This window comes from Hippea alviniae EP5-r, from assembly GCF_000420385.1.
In the GTDB taxonomy this organism is placed as follows: Bacteria; Campylobacterota_A; Desulfurellia; order Desulfurellales; family Hippeaceae; genus Hippea; species Hippea alviniae.
This window is the reverse complement of record NZ_ATUV01000001.1, coordinates 221,130-236,274: the sequence shown is the minus strand read 5'-3', so window position 1 is coordinate 236,274 and position 15,145 is coordinate 221,130. Positions and strand designations below refer to the sequence as shown.

Below are 15,145 nucleotides of genomic sequence, written 5' to 3'. Positions count from 1 at the left end.
GTGCAAAAATGCTCAAAGAGAAAATAGAAAGTCTATGTAAAAAAGCTCATCAATCATTTTTTAGCCTATCAAAAATAGGCGAAGATAGGATAAACGCAACACTTGAAGGGCTAAAGGCTTTAATCGACAAAAACAGAGAAAAGATAAAAGAGTTCAACGAAATAGACATCAAAAAGGCAAAGGAGAACAATCTAAAAAGCGCTCTAATCGATAGACTGCTTCTAAACGACAAACGCATAGACGGAATAATCGAAGCTGTTGAAACTGTAAAAAAACTCAAAAGCCCTGTTGGTGAAGTGATAGACGGCTGGAGATTGGAAAATGGGCTTAAGATAGAAAAGGTAAGAGTCCCAATTGGGACAATAGGCATAATTTACGAGTCAAGACCCAATGTAACCGTAGATGCGGCGATATTGTGCTTAAAATCATTCAACAGCACCGTTTTAAAAGGCGGAAAAGAAGCAATAAACTCAAATAAATTTCTGGTTGAGTTAGTAAAAGAAGCTTTAATAAAAAATAAAATAGACGAAAATGCTGTAAGCTTCATCGATGAGACAGACAGAAACGCAGTCTTGTATATGCTAAAGCTGGATAAATACATAGACACAATCGTGCCAAGAGGCGGCGAAGGCCTAATAAAATTCGTCTCAGAAAACGCAACAATGCCCGTTATAAAGCACGACAAGGGCTTATGCCACACCTATATAGACAAAGATGCAGACATGGAAAAAGCCTTAAATATTTCATACAATGCCAAGGTTCAGCGCCCGGGCGTTTGCAACGCTATGGAAACGCTACTTGTTCATGAAAGCATTGCAGAGCAGTTTTTACCAAAATTCAAACAGATGATGGATGAAGCAAAAGTTGAGTTAAGGGGATGTCCCAAAACGCTTAAAATCCTGCCCGATATAAAAGTAGCAACAGATAAGGATTGGGACGAAGAGTATTTAGATTTAATACTATCAATCAAAGTTGTCGAAAGCTTAGATGAAGCAATAGAACACATAAACAGGCATGGCTCAAAACACTCAGAAGCCATCATCACAGAGAATTTTACAAATGCAGAGAGATTTTTAGATGAAGTGGATGCAAGCTGTGTCTATGTAAACGCATCAACACGCTTCACAGATGGCGGTGTATTCGGGTTTGGTGCAGAGATAGGCATAAGCACAAACAAGCTGCATGCTCGTGGGCCAGCAGGACTAAAGGAGCTTACAACATACAAATACAAAATAATAGGAAACGGACAGATAAGAGAGTGAGAATAGCCATCTTTGGCGGGACATTTAATCCCGTTCACATAGGCCACATAAGAGGGGCAATAAGTGTCTATGAGACATTTAAATTAGACAAGGTAATATTCTTGCCAACAGGCATACCACCACACAAAAAAGACAATGTGGCAAATGCAGAGTATAGATATACAATGCTCAAACTTGCAATCGAAGGACTAAAGTTTTGTGAAATCTCAAGGCTTGAAATAGACTCAAACAGGGTTAATTATACGATCGACACGATTGGTGAGCTAAAAAAAGAACTAAAAGAAGATAACCTGTTCTTTGTGGTTGGAACAGACGCTTTTTACTATCTAAATTTATGGAAGGATTATAAAAGATTGGTTGATGAGATAACATTTATCGTGATAAGAAGGCCAGAGTACGACACAAAAATTATTTTAAACAAATATGCAGAGCTTGTGGATTTTGAAGAGATACACGAAAACGGAAAATACCCAACACAAAAAAGAAAGGTTTATATTTACACACCACCTGCCTTTGATGTATCATCAAGTATGATTAGAAGAAAAATAAGAAACGGTGAATGTATAAAATACCTTGTGCCAGAGAAGGTTGAAAATTTCATAAAAGAGAAGAGGTTATACCAGTGAAAGAGAAACTCATTCAGATTTTAAACGATAAGAAGGTTGAAGAGATTGTTAGCATAGACTTAAGGAATCAGTCTTCCATTTTCGATTTCTTCATTATCGGAACAGTCAGTTCAAACAAACAGGTCTATGCCATTTACGACGAAATTAAAAAGAGCGGCATAGATATTCATCACATTGAAGAGACTCAGGATGGCAGTTGGACTTTAATAGACTGCTATGATGTTGTTATTCATCTGTTTACGGAAGACAAAAGAAAAGAGTATGACCTTGAGTCTTTGTGGGAAAAGGCGATAAAACATAGAGAGAGTAATGAATCTTAACAACCCAATAGAGATAGCAGAAGAGATATATTGGGTTGGTTCAGAATTAAAAAACGACAAATTTCAGTGTCATGTCTATTTTATTAACAACGATGACGAATCTATACTATTAGACCCGGGTTCAAGATTAACCTATCCTATTGTAAAGTCAAAGATAAAGAAAATAACAAACTTAAAAAATATAAAATACCTTATTTGTCATCACCAAGACCCTGACATAGTCGCATGTGTTGACGATTTAATAGAAGACATAAACAGGGATGATTTAACAATAATTACGCACTGGCGAGCATGGGCTCTGCTTAAACATTACGACTGGAAGATAAAACTATACGAAGTAGAAGAGAATGGCTGGAAACTAAAGGCTCTAAACAGAAGGCTTGAATTTATCTTCACTCCTTACCTTCATTTTCCCGGAGCATTCTGCACATACGACACAAAGACAGAGACGCTTTTTTCAAGTGATTTATTCGGTGGCTTTACTGAAGAGTTTGAGCTGTTTGCAAAAAGTGCAGAAGACTATTACGAAAAGCTGAAGGTTTTTCATCAACATTACATGCCCAGCTCAACAATACTCAATCACGGCCTTGATAACATAGAAAAATACCCGCTAAAGCTTATAGCACCACAACACGGCTCTATAATCAAAGAAGAGTTTATAAAACCAATAATTAAGAAAATGAGAAATATGGAATGCGGCATATTCCAAAACTTTAAATACACGCAAAACATAGTAAAACTTTCAAAACTCAATTCAGCATTAGAAGAAGCAATAAAAATCATAGCTTTACAGGAGAGCTTTTTCAATGTCGTGCACAAGATAACAAAGGCACTAAATCAGTTTTACAGAATAGAGTCAATAAAGGTGTTTCTATCCGATGACTATGAACAAAATATTATCGTTTTAGACTCAGAAACAGATAGGGTTGATTTTATTGAAGACAAAGACAAAGTGAGAATGCTTCTAAACTCGTCAAGTTATCTGAAGGAAGGTGCAGTATTCTATGAGCCATCAATTCTACATTCTTTACTCAATATAAAAGACCCAGCTTACATATTTCCTATTCTTGATTCAGACGAAAAATATTTAGGCGTCTGTTTTATGATTTTAAACCCCACACAGATAAAGATATCAGAAGACCTTGAGATTTTATCAAAGTTTGAAACACCCATTGCAATGGCATCTCTAAAAGAGAGACAGCTCTTATGTCTCAAGAAGAAAAACATAGAGCTGTTTAAAGAAACCATTACAGACCCACTAACAGAACTCTTCAACAGGCGATATATAGAGCTGTTCCTATGCAGGGAGTTTAAAAGAGCTCACAGATTCAGACATGGATTATCCCTTTTAATGATAGACATAGATGATTTTAAAAAGGTAAACGACACATACGGACACGACACAGGCGACAGGGTGTTAAAAAAGATTGCAGAAACCATAAAAGACAACATAAGAAGTGTGGATATAGCTGTAAGATTTGGTGGTGAAGAGTTCCTTGTTATACTTCCAAATACAAACAAAAACGAAGCATATCATGTTGCAAAAAGGATAAAAGAGAGTATAGAAAACGGCAAGATTTTATACGATGCCAAAAAAGACTTTTCACTTTGCTGCACTGTAAGTATCGGCGTATCGTCAATTGAAGACAATCCAAAAGATATAGAAGAGCTTATCAGAATAGCAGACAAAAGAATGTATCAAGCAAAAGCTGAAGGCAAAAACAGAGTTATAGGCTAAATATCATCTCTTCTATCATCTCAAATGTCTCCTTAGCCTTCTTTTGAATAAACAGATTGGGTTTGCACACCGCTGTTGATGATGGGTCTGGGTTTATCGTAATTACAAAAGAACCTTTTGCCTGAAATCTATTTGCTATATAATCGTTTGTAGGAACGGCTGAACTTGAGCCAACAAGAAAAATTAAATCAGGCACACCAACATCATTAACAAAATTATGATAATTCCTTATCTGATACTCATTTTCAACATAATACCAATCGCCAAACATCAGAATATTCGGACGCAGAAGCTCGCCACAAACAGGACACTTTGGCAAATTAGTTGCAATCATGGTCTTGTAATCCAAATCGCACAACGGAACATCTCTATTTTCTTTAACACCATACGAACAGGCAGCTCCACGCATACATTGAAGTCTCCACATAGAACCGTGAACTTCATACACGAGCGACTCATCAAGGCCTGATATTATGTGATAACCATCCGTATTGGTTGTGTGAACAAACGACTTTTTAAACACTTCCTTAATCATTCTGTTTATTACATGATAGCCCTTATGCGGCTTATTCTCATGTGCGTTTCTCCTTCTCCACTCATAGAATGCCCAAGCATACTGCGGTCTAACTTCGAAGCTGTGCGGGTTTGCAAGTTCTATAGCTTCAAGTCCGAGCCTTTTAAAAACGGGAAAATTGCTCCAGTAACCTTCCTTATCTCTAAATGTTGGAATACCACTATCTGCACTCATACCAGCACTGGTTAAAAATAGACAGCTCTCCGATTTCTCTATTCTCTCTTTCAAAAGCTTAAAGTCGTTTATTTTCATAGTTTGGCACCTCCACAAAGCAGTATGGGTCTAAAGCCAAATAATCGCCAAAATAGGCATCAGCCCTTGCCCTGCAGCCACCACATACATTTACATACCTGCACTTTGAACACTTTTCATACAAGGAAAAATTCCTTAAATTCTTGAAAATCTCAGAGTTGTACCACACATTTAAAAACCCGTCGGTTAAGATATTACCGGCTGTCCTTAAAAAATAGCTACAAGGCTTTATACTTCCATCATAACCTATAAACGCAATCAGTTGACCTGCAACACAACCCTTTGCTCCACCTGTTGAAAATTTTAGCGTTCTCCTTTTAAAATCAACGCTTGTCTTTTTTGATTCCATATCAACAAGAGCGTAATACTCGGGTGCGCATGTCGGTCTAACAAGCATATCTTTCTCTTTTAGCTCCATATAAAAGTGCCACTTTAAAATCCTTTGATAATTTTCCTTGTCTATTAACTCATCAAAAATCTCTTTCGCCCTGCCTGTTGGCACAATCATAAACATATACCACGCTTTAGCTCCAAGCGATTTTGCAAGTTTATAGGTGTTCTCTATATCGTGCTGGTTTCTCTTTGTGAAAGATGAGTTTATTATAAACTCAACACCTGCTTCTTTTAGGTTTTTAGCAGCCCTAACGACAGAATCAAAAGCACCTTTGACCTGCCTAAAATCATCGTGAACTTCAGCCTTTGAACCATCAAGCGAAAGTGAAACAATGTCGAAATGCTCTTTTATCCTTTTAGCCATTTCATCATCGACGAGTGTGCCGTTTGTTGCAAGTCCCACTCTCATATTTTTGCCTCTTATATAATCCGCAATCTCAAAAACATCATCCCTTAAAAGTGGCTCACCACCGGTTAAAACAATAACAGGTTTAAACTCCTTTGATATCTCATCAATCGTCTTTCTTATATCCTTAAAGCTCAAGATATCTTTTAAATTCATAGAAGCGTTCGTTCTGCAGTGGATACAGTTTAGATTACATCTCGGCGTTATCTCAAAGGCAAGCCACTTTAAAGCAAACTCCATCACTTACCCACCTTCTCAACATCAGACTTAGAACCTACAACAAGCAGCATATCGCCTTCTTGTATAACTTCATTTGGCGATGGGTTTATGTCTATCTTGTTGTTTCTCTCTATAGCTATTATCGTCAAACCAAACCTTTTTCTAACATCAAGCTGAACAATGCTTTTGTCAAAAAATATCTTTGGTGCTGAAATCTTTGCAAGCACATAGTTGCCTGTTGAGTCAATCGCTTCGATTATATCAATCCCTGCCAAGTGGTTTGCAAGGTCTATACCCTTCTCTTTTTCAGGAAATATGACTTTTGTCGCTCCAACCTTTGCAAGCACTCTACCGTGCAAGGCGTTTATCGCCTTTGCGTAGATACTCTTTATACCAAACCCGTGCAATATAGCCACACTCAGAACACTTGTCTCTATGTTATTCCCAACAGACACAATGGCTGTTGTCGCATTATCTATACCTATCTCTTTCAAAGCCTTCTCATCCGTGCAATCAGCCTGATAAACAGCAGGCAGAAGCTCTGCAACTTCCTTAACTACATCTTCGCTCTTATCTATGCATATAACATCTTTATCAAGTTCCATAAGCCTTTGAGCAACACTCTTACCAAACCTGCCCAAACCTATAACACAAAACAGCTCGCTCATACGAATATTCTCCCTTCAGGAAGTCTATAACTCCTTAACACCTTTTTCTTAAAGAGTGCAACAGAGAAACTAAACAGTCCTATTCTGCCCATAAACATAAGCAGGGTTATAAGCAATTTTCCAAAATCGTTAAAACTTGCAGAAAGGCTCAACGAAGTCTTACTCACAGACAACCCAACTGTCGATAAAGCAGAAACGCTCTCAAATAGAGCAGCTAAAAAGTTCACCTTTTCAATATCGCTCAGAACAAATGCCGAGACAGAGACAACCATAAACGAAAGCACGATTACAACAAAGGATTTATAAACCGTCTCATCAGGTATCTTTCTTCTGAATGCGACAACTTCTTTTTCCCCTCTAATGTATGAGTATATTGCCAAAAACACTGTAGCAGCCGTTGTCGTCTTTATCCCACCACCCGTGGAAGCTGGTGATGCTCCGATAAACATTAAAACAACCAAGAGAAACAGCGTCGAGTTGTGCATATAACTTAAATCAACAGTATTAAAACCTGCCGTTCTTGTCGTTATGCTCTGAAAAACACTCACGAGCATATCCTTAAAAAACCCATGATTTGCTAAAATCCCATGCTTCTCAATTGCATAAATCAGTATTGCACCGCCAAATATCAAAATAGCCGTGCTCAAAAGAACTGTCTTCACATGCAAAGAGAGATACCTTATTTTACCCTTTTTAAAAAGATACAGCTCATCAATCACGATAAAACCTATACCGCCAACAACAATCAGAGACATTATGGTAAGATTCAAAAGCAGATTGTATTTATACCCAACAAACGAGTCAGAAAAGAGAGAAAAACCAGCGTTATTAAATGCACTTATCGAGTGAAATATGGCATAATAGATACCCTTTTCTATTCCCATATCTGGGTAAAATACAAAGAAGAGAAGAGATGCACCAACAATCTCACACATAACAGCAAAAACCATTATCCTTTTGAAAAAGCCCGTTATCGAGTGCATTTCAGGATAACTTAAGGCTTCCTTCAAAATCAGTTTATCCCTATAGGAAAGATGCTTTTTAAAGGTTAAAAATATCATTGATGTCATGCTCATATAACCAAAACCGCCAACTTGAATCAGAGCAAGTATCACAAGCTGACCAAACAGAGTAAGCTTTGTCAGGCTCACGACTGCAAGGCCTGTGACACAAACAGCCGATGTTGACATAAACAGCGCATTAACAGGGCTTAAACCACCACTTTTTGAGCTTAAAGGCAACATAAGAAGCAAAGCACCCGTCAATATAACAATGAGAAAACCTAAAACTATAGACCTAAGTGGATTTTTCGCTATCATCATTTAAGATAACCTTAATGTTGTAAATCTTTTTACCCTGACTCTCATAATATATACGAGTTGAAATCTCGCTTATTATTCCTATACCCAGAAAGTTAACGCCTGTAAGAATCAAAAGAACGCCTAAAAGCAGAAGTGGCCTGTTGCCGATAGAGACACCAAAAAACATCTTCTCAAAAGCCAAATACCCATCTATTAAAAAGCCTGCAAAAGCCATAAAAAAACCTAAAACACCAAAGAAGTGCATAGGGCGAGTCATAAATTTCTGCATAAAATAGACGAGTATTAAATCAACAATAACCCTAAATGTTCTTGATAGGTTGTATTTGCTTTTACCAAACTTTCTTGGGTGATGCTTAACAGGGATTTCGGCTATACTTGCACCGTAAATGTTTGCCAAAGCTGGAATAAACCTGTGCATTTCACCATACATGTGTAAATTTTTAGCAACACATGCTCTATATGCCTTCAAAGAGCAACCGTAATCGTGCAGTTCAACATGCGTTATTTTGCTTATAAGTTTATTGGCAACTTTGGATAAAAACACCCTTTTCGGTTCGTCTTGCCTATCCTTTCTCCAACCACTTACAACATCGTATCCTTCGTTTAGCTTATCAATAAGCTTTGGTATATCTTCAGGGTCGTTTTGCAAATCACCGTCCATACTAACAATTATCTCACCTTTAGCATAATCAAATCCCGCAGCCATTGCGGCAGTTTGTCCAAAGTTTCTCCTAAATCGTATAACCTTAAATTTTTTGTCTTTCTCTGCTATCTCTTTTAGCTTCTCAAATGTCTTATCTGTTGAGCCATCATCAACAAAAATTATCTCATGCTCATAATTGTTATCTTCCATAACCTTCTTTATCTTTTCATACAGAATGCCTACATTCTCTTCTTCGTTATAAACCGGCACAACAACACTAATCATATTCTCTCCTTCATCTCGGCAATAGTCTTCTTATAATCATCCGTTGAGAATATCGCACTACCTGCAACAAATACATTAGCTCCGGCTTTGGACAACCTGCCAATATTATCCAAATTAACGCCACCGTCAACTTCAATTAGATAATCAAGTCCGCTTTTCTCTCTAAATTGACTCAGCCACTCTATCTTTCTAATCGAACTCTCAATAAACTTCTGACCACCAAAGCCAGGATTAACACTCATAACAAGCACCATATCAACAATATCAAGAACATACTCAAGGCTTTCTGGCCCTGTTGATGGATTAATAACAACGCACGGCTTTGCTTTTAGCTCTTTAATCCTGCTAAGCGTTCTATTTAAATGAACATCTGCTTCAAAGTGAACGCCAAGATAATCAGCGCCAGCTTCAATGTATCGCTCAATCCACAAATCGGGCTCTTCTATCATTAGATGAACATCTAAAGGAACTTTTGAAACCTTCTTTATCTGTTCTACAATAAATGGCCCAAATGTAAGATTAGGAACAAAATGTCCATCCATTATGTCAAGATGAAGCATATCACAGCCTGCATCTATAACAGCTTCAATCTCATCTTCAAGATGCAGAAAGTCAGCAGAGAGCAGAGATGGTGCTATCAATTTAGTTTTGCTCAATTTTTCTCACCTCTATCTTTTCAATTTTCTTTCCAGAAACCTTAAGAACTTTTATCCTGTATTTACCTTCTAACTCAAACTCATCACCTTCTGCTGGAATTCTATCTGCCAAATCATACACAAGGCCTGCAACGGTTTCATACTCTTCCATCTCTTCTGTCTTCTCTATGCCCAACTTCTCACAGAAGTCATCTAAATCCATACCAGCATCAACGATAAATCTATCATCACTGACTTTTATAAACTCGTCTTCTTCTTTTTCGTCATACTCATCCCTTATCTCACCAACAATCTCTTCTAAAATGTCTTCCATCGTAACAAGTCCTGCAACACCGCCATATTCATCAATCACAATAGCCACATGCACCCTTTTTGCCTGAAACTCTTTAAACAAATCGTAAATATGCTTCGTCTCTGGCACAAACATCGCTTCTCTTAGTATCTCCCTTAAGCTTATATACTCAATACTTTTCTCTTTAAGCTTTTTTATAAGGTCTTTGATATAAATGATGCCGATAATATTATCAAGCCTGCCTTCGTATGCTGGAATTCTTGAATACTCATGCTCTTCTATCAAATCAAGCAAATCAGAGATGCTCTTGTTTATCTCTATGCAAACCATCTCTGTTCTTGGCACCATTATCTCTTTAACCGACACATTCTTAATGTCGATAATATTGTGCATCATTTCCTTTGTTTTATCTTCCAAAATCCCTTCCTGCTGACTCACACTTATCATAAACTCAAGCTCATCTTCCGTGATTAAGGGCTTTTCTTTGTCTATCTCACCGCCTGCAAGCTTTATAATGCCCTTAGCAAACAGGTTTATTATGTATGTAAACGGATAAAAGAGATAGTAAAAAAACACAAGAATCCTTATGGAGAAACGAGCAAAGCTTTCGGCATTGTGTTTTGCGAATGTTTTAGGCGTAATCTCGCCAAAAAAGAGAATAAGAATCGTCATTATTGCCGTCGTCATGGCAAGTTGTGCAGAACCAGAAATCTTCATTGCTATATCGCCAGCCAAGACAGAAGCAAAGATGTTAACCACATTGTTTCCTATAAGAATTGTATTAAGCATCTTATTTGGATGATTCATCCAGATAGAGAAGTATTTAGCTTCTTTGCCGCCGTTTTCTATGATTTGAGCAACCTTAAGTGGGCTTAAAGAAGTCAAAGCTGTCTCGCTCGATGAGAAAAATGCACTTGCAATCAGTGAAACGGCTATCAGGGCAAACTCATAGTTTAAGTCAACCATCTCGTTTCTCCTTAAAAATGCCTATAACCACAATCTTTGAGTTCCACAGACTTACCATTCTTCAAAAGCACAACACCTTCGCCTTTTACAACCCTTCCTATTACATAAAAACCATCAGGCAAACCTGCATTGCTTCTTATAGTTGCAAGAATCTGATAATCTTCACCGCCACAAAGCATCTCTTCTTCTGTTGCAATATCCGTATCGCAGAACGGTATCTTATCCCAGAACAGCTCTATCTTTACCTTGCTCGATTCTGCTATATGACCACAATCCTGAACAAGTCCATCGCTTATATCTATCATTGCCGTTGCTATATCCCTAATTTTTAAAGCTTCTTCAACCATAGGCTTTGGATTTAAATGCTTATCCTTTAACTCTTCAAAACCTTCAATACTATCTCTTAAAGCTTTAAAACCCGCAAAAGAGCAGCCTATCCTACCGCTTACAACAACCAAATCTCCAACCTTAGCCGTTGACCTTTTTAGGGATTTTCCCTTTCTGTTTTCACCAATTATCGTTATATTTATCACCGTCTTTTCAGAAGATGTCGTATCGCCACCAAGCAGATAGACATTATACTCTTCTGCTAAATCTAAAAATCCTTTCATAAAACTATCTATCCACTCCTTAGCAACACCCTTTCCAATGCTTATCGAAAGAAAACACCACTTAGGAATGCCAGCCATTGCAGCAACATCACTTATATTGACTGCAAGCGACTTTCTGCCGAGCAGATAAGGATTAGCATCTTCAAAGAAATGAACACCTTCAACCAAAGCATCAACAGAAACAAGCAACTCTTTCTCACCATACTCGATAATGGCACAATCATCACCTATACCCAAAGCACCTTCTGGATTTTTAGTAAGCCTTTTTATCTCTTCAATAAGGCCAAACTCTCCAATATCTGATATATTCAAATTTCGTCGTTCTCCTTTGGAGTAAAGTATTCAACGGGTTTTTCAAGATACTTCTGCTTCACAAAAGAGCCCTTAAAGTTGTGTGGATTTAGGTAATCCTTTCTTCCCTTTGGAGTCAAATAGTGCGGAACCTTCATTATATTGCCACCCTTTATATCCGCTATAGCCTTTTTTATGGCGGCATAACATGAGTTGGATTTTTTAGCTTTGGCAAGATAAACGCAGCAGTGAGCAAGCGTAATCTTTGCTTCTGGCATGCCTATCTCTCTTACGATGTTTAATGTCGATGATGCAATATTTATGGCATTGTTATCAGCCAGACCTATATCTTCACTTGCAAGTATGCATAGTCTTCTTGCTATAAACTCTGCATCTTCACCAGCTTCAAGCAGTCTTGCAAGATAGTAAAGAGACGCATTAACATCACTCCCACGAACACTCTTTATAAACGCAGAGATAAGCCCATACCTTTCTGTCTCGTTCTCATATCCCAAATCACCACCAAAGAGCTCTTCAACTTCTTTGGGTATCTCATCAACTCCTTTCAAAACATCAATCATATTCAAAAGTCTTCTTGCATCACCAGATGCCAAAAGAACAAGCTTTCTCAATTTATCATCATCTAAATCAGGTATAACTCTCTTTCCTATCTCGAACAGCTCTTCTTCAGTCAACCTTTTAAATTCATAAACAAAACAGCGAGAACGCAGAGCCTTCGTAAGCTTAAAGTAAGGATTAAATGTCGAAGTTCCAACAAGAATAGCACTTTTATCTTCTAAAAATGGAAGTAAGATATCCTGTTGTTTCTTATCAAACCTGTGAATCTCATCTATCACCACAAGAATGGGCTTATTTTTGGTGCCTTTTTTCAAAGTCTCCCTAAGCAGTGATGATGGACAATCTGTGGCGTTTAAGAAAGAATACTCAAGATTGTGTCTCTTTGCCAAAAGCTTGGCATAACTTGTTTTGCCAACGCCCGGCGGCCCAAACAAAATAAGAGATGGCGGAATTTTATCAGAGTGATAAAACAGATAAAGCGGCTTATTCTTGCCAAATAGATGCTTTTGCCCTACAAGTTCGTCAAAACTGTTAACATCACTCCCTTCCATTTAAAAAACCCGAGCTCTTTAAGTATCTCATGCTCACCTTATACTATTTTTATCCCACTTTTTCAAGAAAGGAAGATAGCTCCTAAACAACGATTGACCACAAACTCAAAGATAGTATTATAAGAAACCATGAAAAGAAACGACATTGGATGGCTAATTCCCACTGCCGTATTTTTGGGCGGCATAGGTGGTGGAATAGTCTTTCCCATACTGCCTGTTCTGGGCATAGAATTCGGCTTATCGGCATTCTTCATAGGTTTAATAATCTCAGCAAATAAGCTTACTCGTGTATTTATAAATCAGCTCGTTGGCATAACAATAGATACCTTTGGTGGTAAAAAACCTTTAGTATTAGGACTCATTATTGAGAGTATCGGAAGTATCTTGTATGTAGTTTCGCTTTACTTTTCGCCGCACGGCATTCTTCTCTTCTTGGGCAGAATAATATGGGGCATAGGCTCAGCCTTCCTTTTTATTTCAGCAAACACAATAGCATTAAATCTTTCTGAGAAGGCAACTCGTGGCAAATCAACAGCCAAAGTTAGAATAGCTTTATCGCTTGGTGTTCCAGCTGGACTTGTAATCGGCGGTATCTTGTCAAGTCTTATTTCAAACTGCATAGCCTTTTTATCAAGCGCCATAGCTTCAATACTGGGTGCGCTTCTTGTAATATTTTTCTTCAAAGAAAAGACAAAACCAGCAGGCAAAAACGCCATAAACCTTAAGGAATCATTTAAATTTATGTTCTCAAACAGAGACATAGCCGTAATAAGCATGGGCAATTTTTTAACATTCTTTTCGCTTCAGGGTGTTGTAATGGCAACACTTGTCTTATTCATAAAAGAGAAAAATATCGTTCTCATCTATCCAGACCCAAGGTTTACAAGCGGACTTGCGATGGCGTTCATGATGGCATCATCAGGAATCTTCGGTATAGCGGCAGGAAGAATCGTTGACAGCCTAAAATACAGGTCAACAATAGGATTTCCAGCGACAGTTATTGTATTCTTAGGTTTCCTTCTGCTTGCTTTTTCAAGAGACTCACTTCAAGTCGTAATATCCCTAATCATGCTCGGCATAGCAATAGGTTCAAACAACATCTCGCTTTTAAGCATACTCGGAGACATAACGCCACTTCAAAACAGAGGCAAAGCCGTTTCAGTTTATCAGCTGCTTGGTGATATTGGCGGAACATTAGGCCCAATATTCGGTATTCAGATAGGCATCATATATAAATTCAGCACAACATACATTCTTACTGGCTTTATAATACTTTTAAACCTTCTCATCTTTTTCTATCTTTTAAAACTCGAGAAACAGATTAAGCGATAATATTCCTATTTTTACCCTGCCTTTTTCCTTCGTAAAGGGCTTTATCCGCAGATGCTATATTCTTCTCTACACTTTTTTCAAAATCGTAAGATGCAATACCACCCGTTATAGTGATATGAAATATATTACCATCGCAGCTAAACCTTTGTCCTTCTATCTCTCTTCTTATCCTTTCAGCTATAGAGAAAGCTTCTCTTTTGCCTGCATTGGGAAGGATTATTAAAAGCTCTTCTCCGCCCCATCTAACTGCTATGTCCGTTTGCCTTATGTTTGACTTTATTATATCTGCAATCTCTTTTAAAACCATATCACCACAGATGTGGCCGTATCTATCGTTAACCTTCTTAAAATCGTCGATATCCATCATTATTATGGATAGTCTCTTTTCTTCTCTTTCTAAGTAGTTTATAAGGTAATTTAATCTCTCCATACCCTCCCTTCTGTTAAACAGGCCAGTTAAATAATCAACCTTAGAGAGACTTTCTGCTTTCAGCTTTTCACTCTTATATCTACCCAAGGCAAAGGATGTAAACAATGCCAAAGCTATAGCAACGAAGAAGAAAGCCACGCTTCTATTTATGAACCTTACAGTGGAAACATTAGAACAGCCAACTTCTACATAATGAAATAAATCCCAAATGCTCAATGCTACAGCCACTACAAAAGCAACAGATAGAAAGAACACTCTCCATCTTCCTTCAAAAATAAAAACTATCGCAACAGTATAAAGTATAAAAAAGAATGGCAAAACACCAATCATTCCACCGCTTTCACTCCACAAAAGCGGCAGAAAAACAAACAGCATAAATACAAAGAAAACAACAGCAACAGGTGTAAAAATCCTTCTAAAACGGGAAAAATAATACAAAATAGAAGTAAACAGCAACCCAGAAAAAGAAGCCAAAATTCTCTTCTCTAAACCTTTAACCAACAGATCTTCAGCAATGAATCCAGCAAAGAGTACAATACATATGACAAGAATCAAGTTAAGAAACCTGTGTTTTATGTTTTGATACGATATAGCCTTAGACTCTATTAAAAGGTAAAACCATTTATTGAAGCTCATTGATTAAAATTATAGTCCAAAACGAGTAAATTGCAACTGTTTTTTAAGTATTTTTTTAATTTAACTAAATATTTAATTTATATTAATTATTTA

General features: G+C 37.5%; 15 protein-coding genes. 5 read left to right on the top strand and 10 right to left on the bottom strand.

Features of this window, described 5'->3' with window-relative positions; genetic code table 11:
* The first annotated feature begins 8 nt into the window (after window positions 1–8).
* Genes G415_RS0101250 through G415_RS0101235 form a run of 4 tightly spaced genes read left to right on the top strand, consistent with a single transcriptional unit; the run spans window position 9 to window position 3,946 of the window.
* Window positions 9–1,262, top strand: coding sequence for a glutamate-5-semialdehyde dehydrogenase (locus tag G415_RS0101250; protein WP_022669766.1), 1,254 nt, complete (start codon window positions 9–11; stop codon window positions 1,260–1,262).
* Complete coding sequence (gene nadD / locus G415_RS0101245) at window positions 1,259–1,888, top strand: nicotinate-nucleotide adenylyltransferase (RefSeq protein ID WP_022669765.1); 630 nt, start codon at window positions 1,259–1,261, stop codon at window positions 1,886–1,888. Before G415_RS0101250 ends, nadD begins: the two co-directional genes overlap by 4 nt.
* Complete coding sequence (rsfS, locus tag G415_RS0101240; RefSeq protein WP_022669764.1) at window positions 1,885–2,208, top strand: ribosome silencing factor; 324 nt, start codon at window positions 1,885–1,887, stop codon at window positions 2,206–2,208. The genes nadD and rsfS overlap by 4 nt, the downstream gene beginning before the upstream one ends.
* Window positions 2,198–3,946, top strand: a complete 1,749-nt coding sequence (locus G415_RS0101235) for an oxygen-binding di-iron domain-containing protein (protein WP_022669763.1) — start codon at window positions 2,198–2,200, stop codon at window positions 3,944–3,946. The genes rsfS and G415_RS0101235 overlap by 11 nt, the downstream gene beginning before the upstream one ends.
* On the opposite strand, the gene G415_RS0101230 is transcribed toward G415_RS0101235, so the two are convergent.
* Genes G415_RS0101230 through G415_RS09370 form a run of 9 tightly spaced genes read right to left on the bottom strand, consistent with a single transcriptional unit; the run spans window position 3,936 to window position 12,654 of the window.
* On the bottom strand, window positions 3,936–4,772 hold the full coding sequence (locus G415_RS0101230; protein WP_022669762.1) for an SIR2 family NAD-dependent protein deacylase: 837 nt from the start codon (window positions 4,770–4,772) through the stop codon (window positions 3,936–3,938). The genes G415_RS0101235 and G415_RS0101230 overlap by 11 nt on opposite strands.
* The gene (locus G415_RS0101225; RefSeq protein ID WP_022669761.1) at window positions 4,753–5,811 is read right to left on the bottom strand and encodes a radical SAM/SPASM domain-containing protein; all 1,059 of its coding nucleotides are present in this window, start codon (window positions 5,809–5,811) and stop codon (window positions 4,753–4,755) included. The genes G415_RS0101230 and G415_RS0101225 overlap by 20 nt, the downstream gene beginning before the upstream one ends.
* Complete coding sequence (locus G415_RS0101220) at window positions 5,811–6,458, bottom strand: potassium channel family protein (protein ID WP_022669760.1); 648 nt, start codon at window positions 6,456–6,458, stop codon at window positions 5,811–5,813. Before G415_RS0101220 ends, G415_RS0101225 begins: the two co-directional genes overlap by 1 nt.
* Window positions 6,455–7,780: a TrkH family potassium uptake protein gene (locus G415_RS0101215; protein ID WP_022669759.1), complete on the bottom strand. Its 1,326-nt coding sequence runs from the start codon at window positions 7,778–7,780 to the stop codon at window positions 6,455–6,457. The genes G415_RS0101220 and G415_RS0101215 overlap by 4 nt, the downstream gene beginning before the upstream one ends.
* Window positions 7,755–8,708, bottom strand: a complete 954-nt coding sequence (locus G415_RS0101210) for a glycosyltransferase family 2 protein (RefSeq protein ID WP_022669758.1) — start codon at window positions 8,706–8,708, stop codon at window positions 7,755–7,757. The genes G415_RS0101215 and G415_RS0101210 overlap by 26 nt, the downstream gene beginning before the upstream one ends.
* Entirely contained in the window at window positions 8,705–9,364 is a 660-nt protein-coding gene (rpe, locus tag G415_RS0101205; RefSeq protein ID WP_022669757.1) for a ribulose-phosphate 3-epimerase, read from the bottom strand. Before rpe ends, G415_RS0101210 begins: the two co-directional genes overlap by 4 nt.
* Window positions 9,351–10,622 carry a hemolysin family protein gene (locus tag G415_RS0101200; protein WP_022669756.1) on the bottom strand — a complete coding sequence of 424 codons (1,272 nt, stop codon included), beginning with the start codon at window positions 10,620–10,622 and terminating at the stop codon, window positions 9,351–9,353. The genes rpe and G415_RS0101200 overlap by 14 nt, the downstream gene beginning before the upstream one ends.
* An 11-nt stretch (window positions 10,623–10,633) precedes the next feature.
* Window positions 10,634–11,545 carry a thiamine-phosphate kinase gene (gene thiL, locus G415_RS0101195; protein WP_022669755.1) on the bottom strand — a complete coding sequence of 304 codons (912 nt, stop codon included), beginning with the start codon at window positions 11,543–11,545 and terminating at the stop codon, window positions 10,634–10,636.
* Window positions 11,542–12,654: an AAA family ATPase gene (locus G415_RS09370; RefSeq protein ID WP_022669754.1), complete on the bottom strand. Its 1,113-nt coding sequence runs from the start codon at window positions 12,652–12,654 to the stop codon at window positions 11,542–11,544. The genes thiL and G415_RS09370 overlap by 4 nt, the downstream gene beginning before the upstream one ends.
* 129 nt (window positions 12,655–12,783) lie before the next feature.
* Here G415_RS09370 and G415_RS0101185 point away from each other — a divergent pair, with 129 nt between their 5' ends.
* A complete protein-coding gene (locus G415_RS0101185) occupies window positions 12,784–13,986 on the top strand; it encodes an MFS transporter (protein ID WP_026939499.1) in 1,203 nt (400 codons plus the stop codon).
* Here G415_RS0101185 and G415_RS10570 read toward each other — a convergent pair.
* Entirely contained in the window at window positions 13,976–15,052 is a 1,077-nt protein-coding gene (locus tag G415_RS10570) for a GGDEF domain-containing protein (RefSeq protein WP_051129527.1), read from the bottom strand. The genes G415_RS0101185 and G415_RS10570 overlap by 11 nt on opposite strands.
* Between the last annotated feature and the right edge of the window lie 93 nt (window positions 15,053–15,145).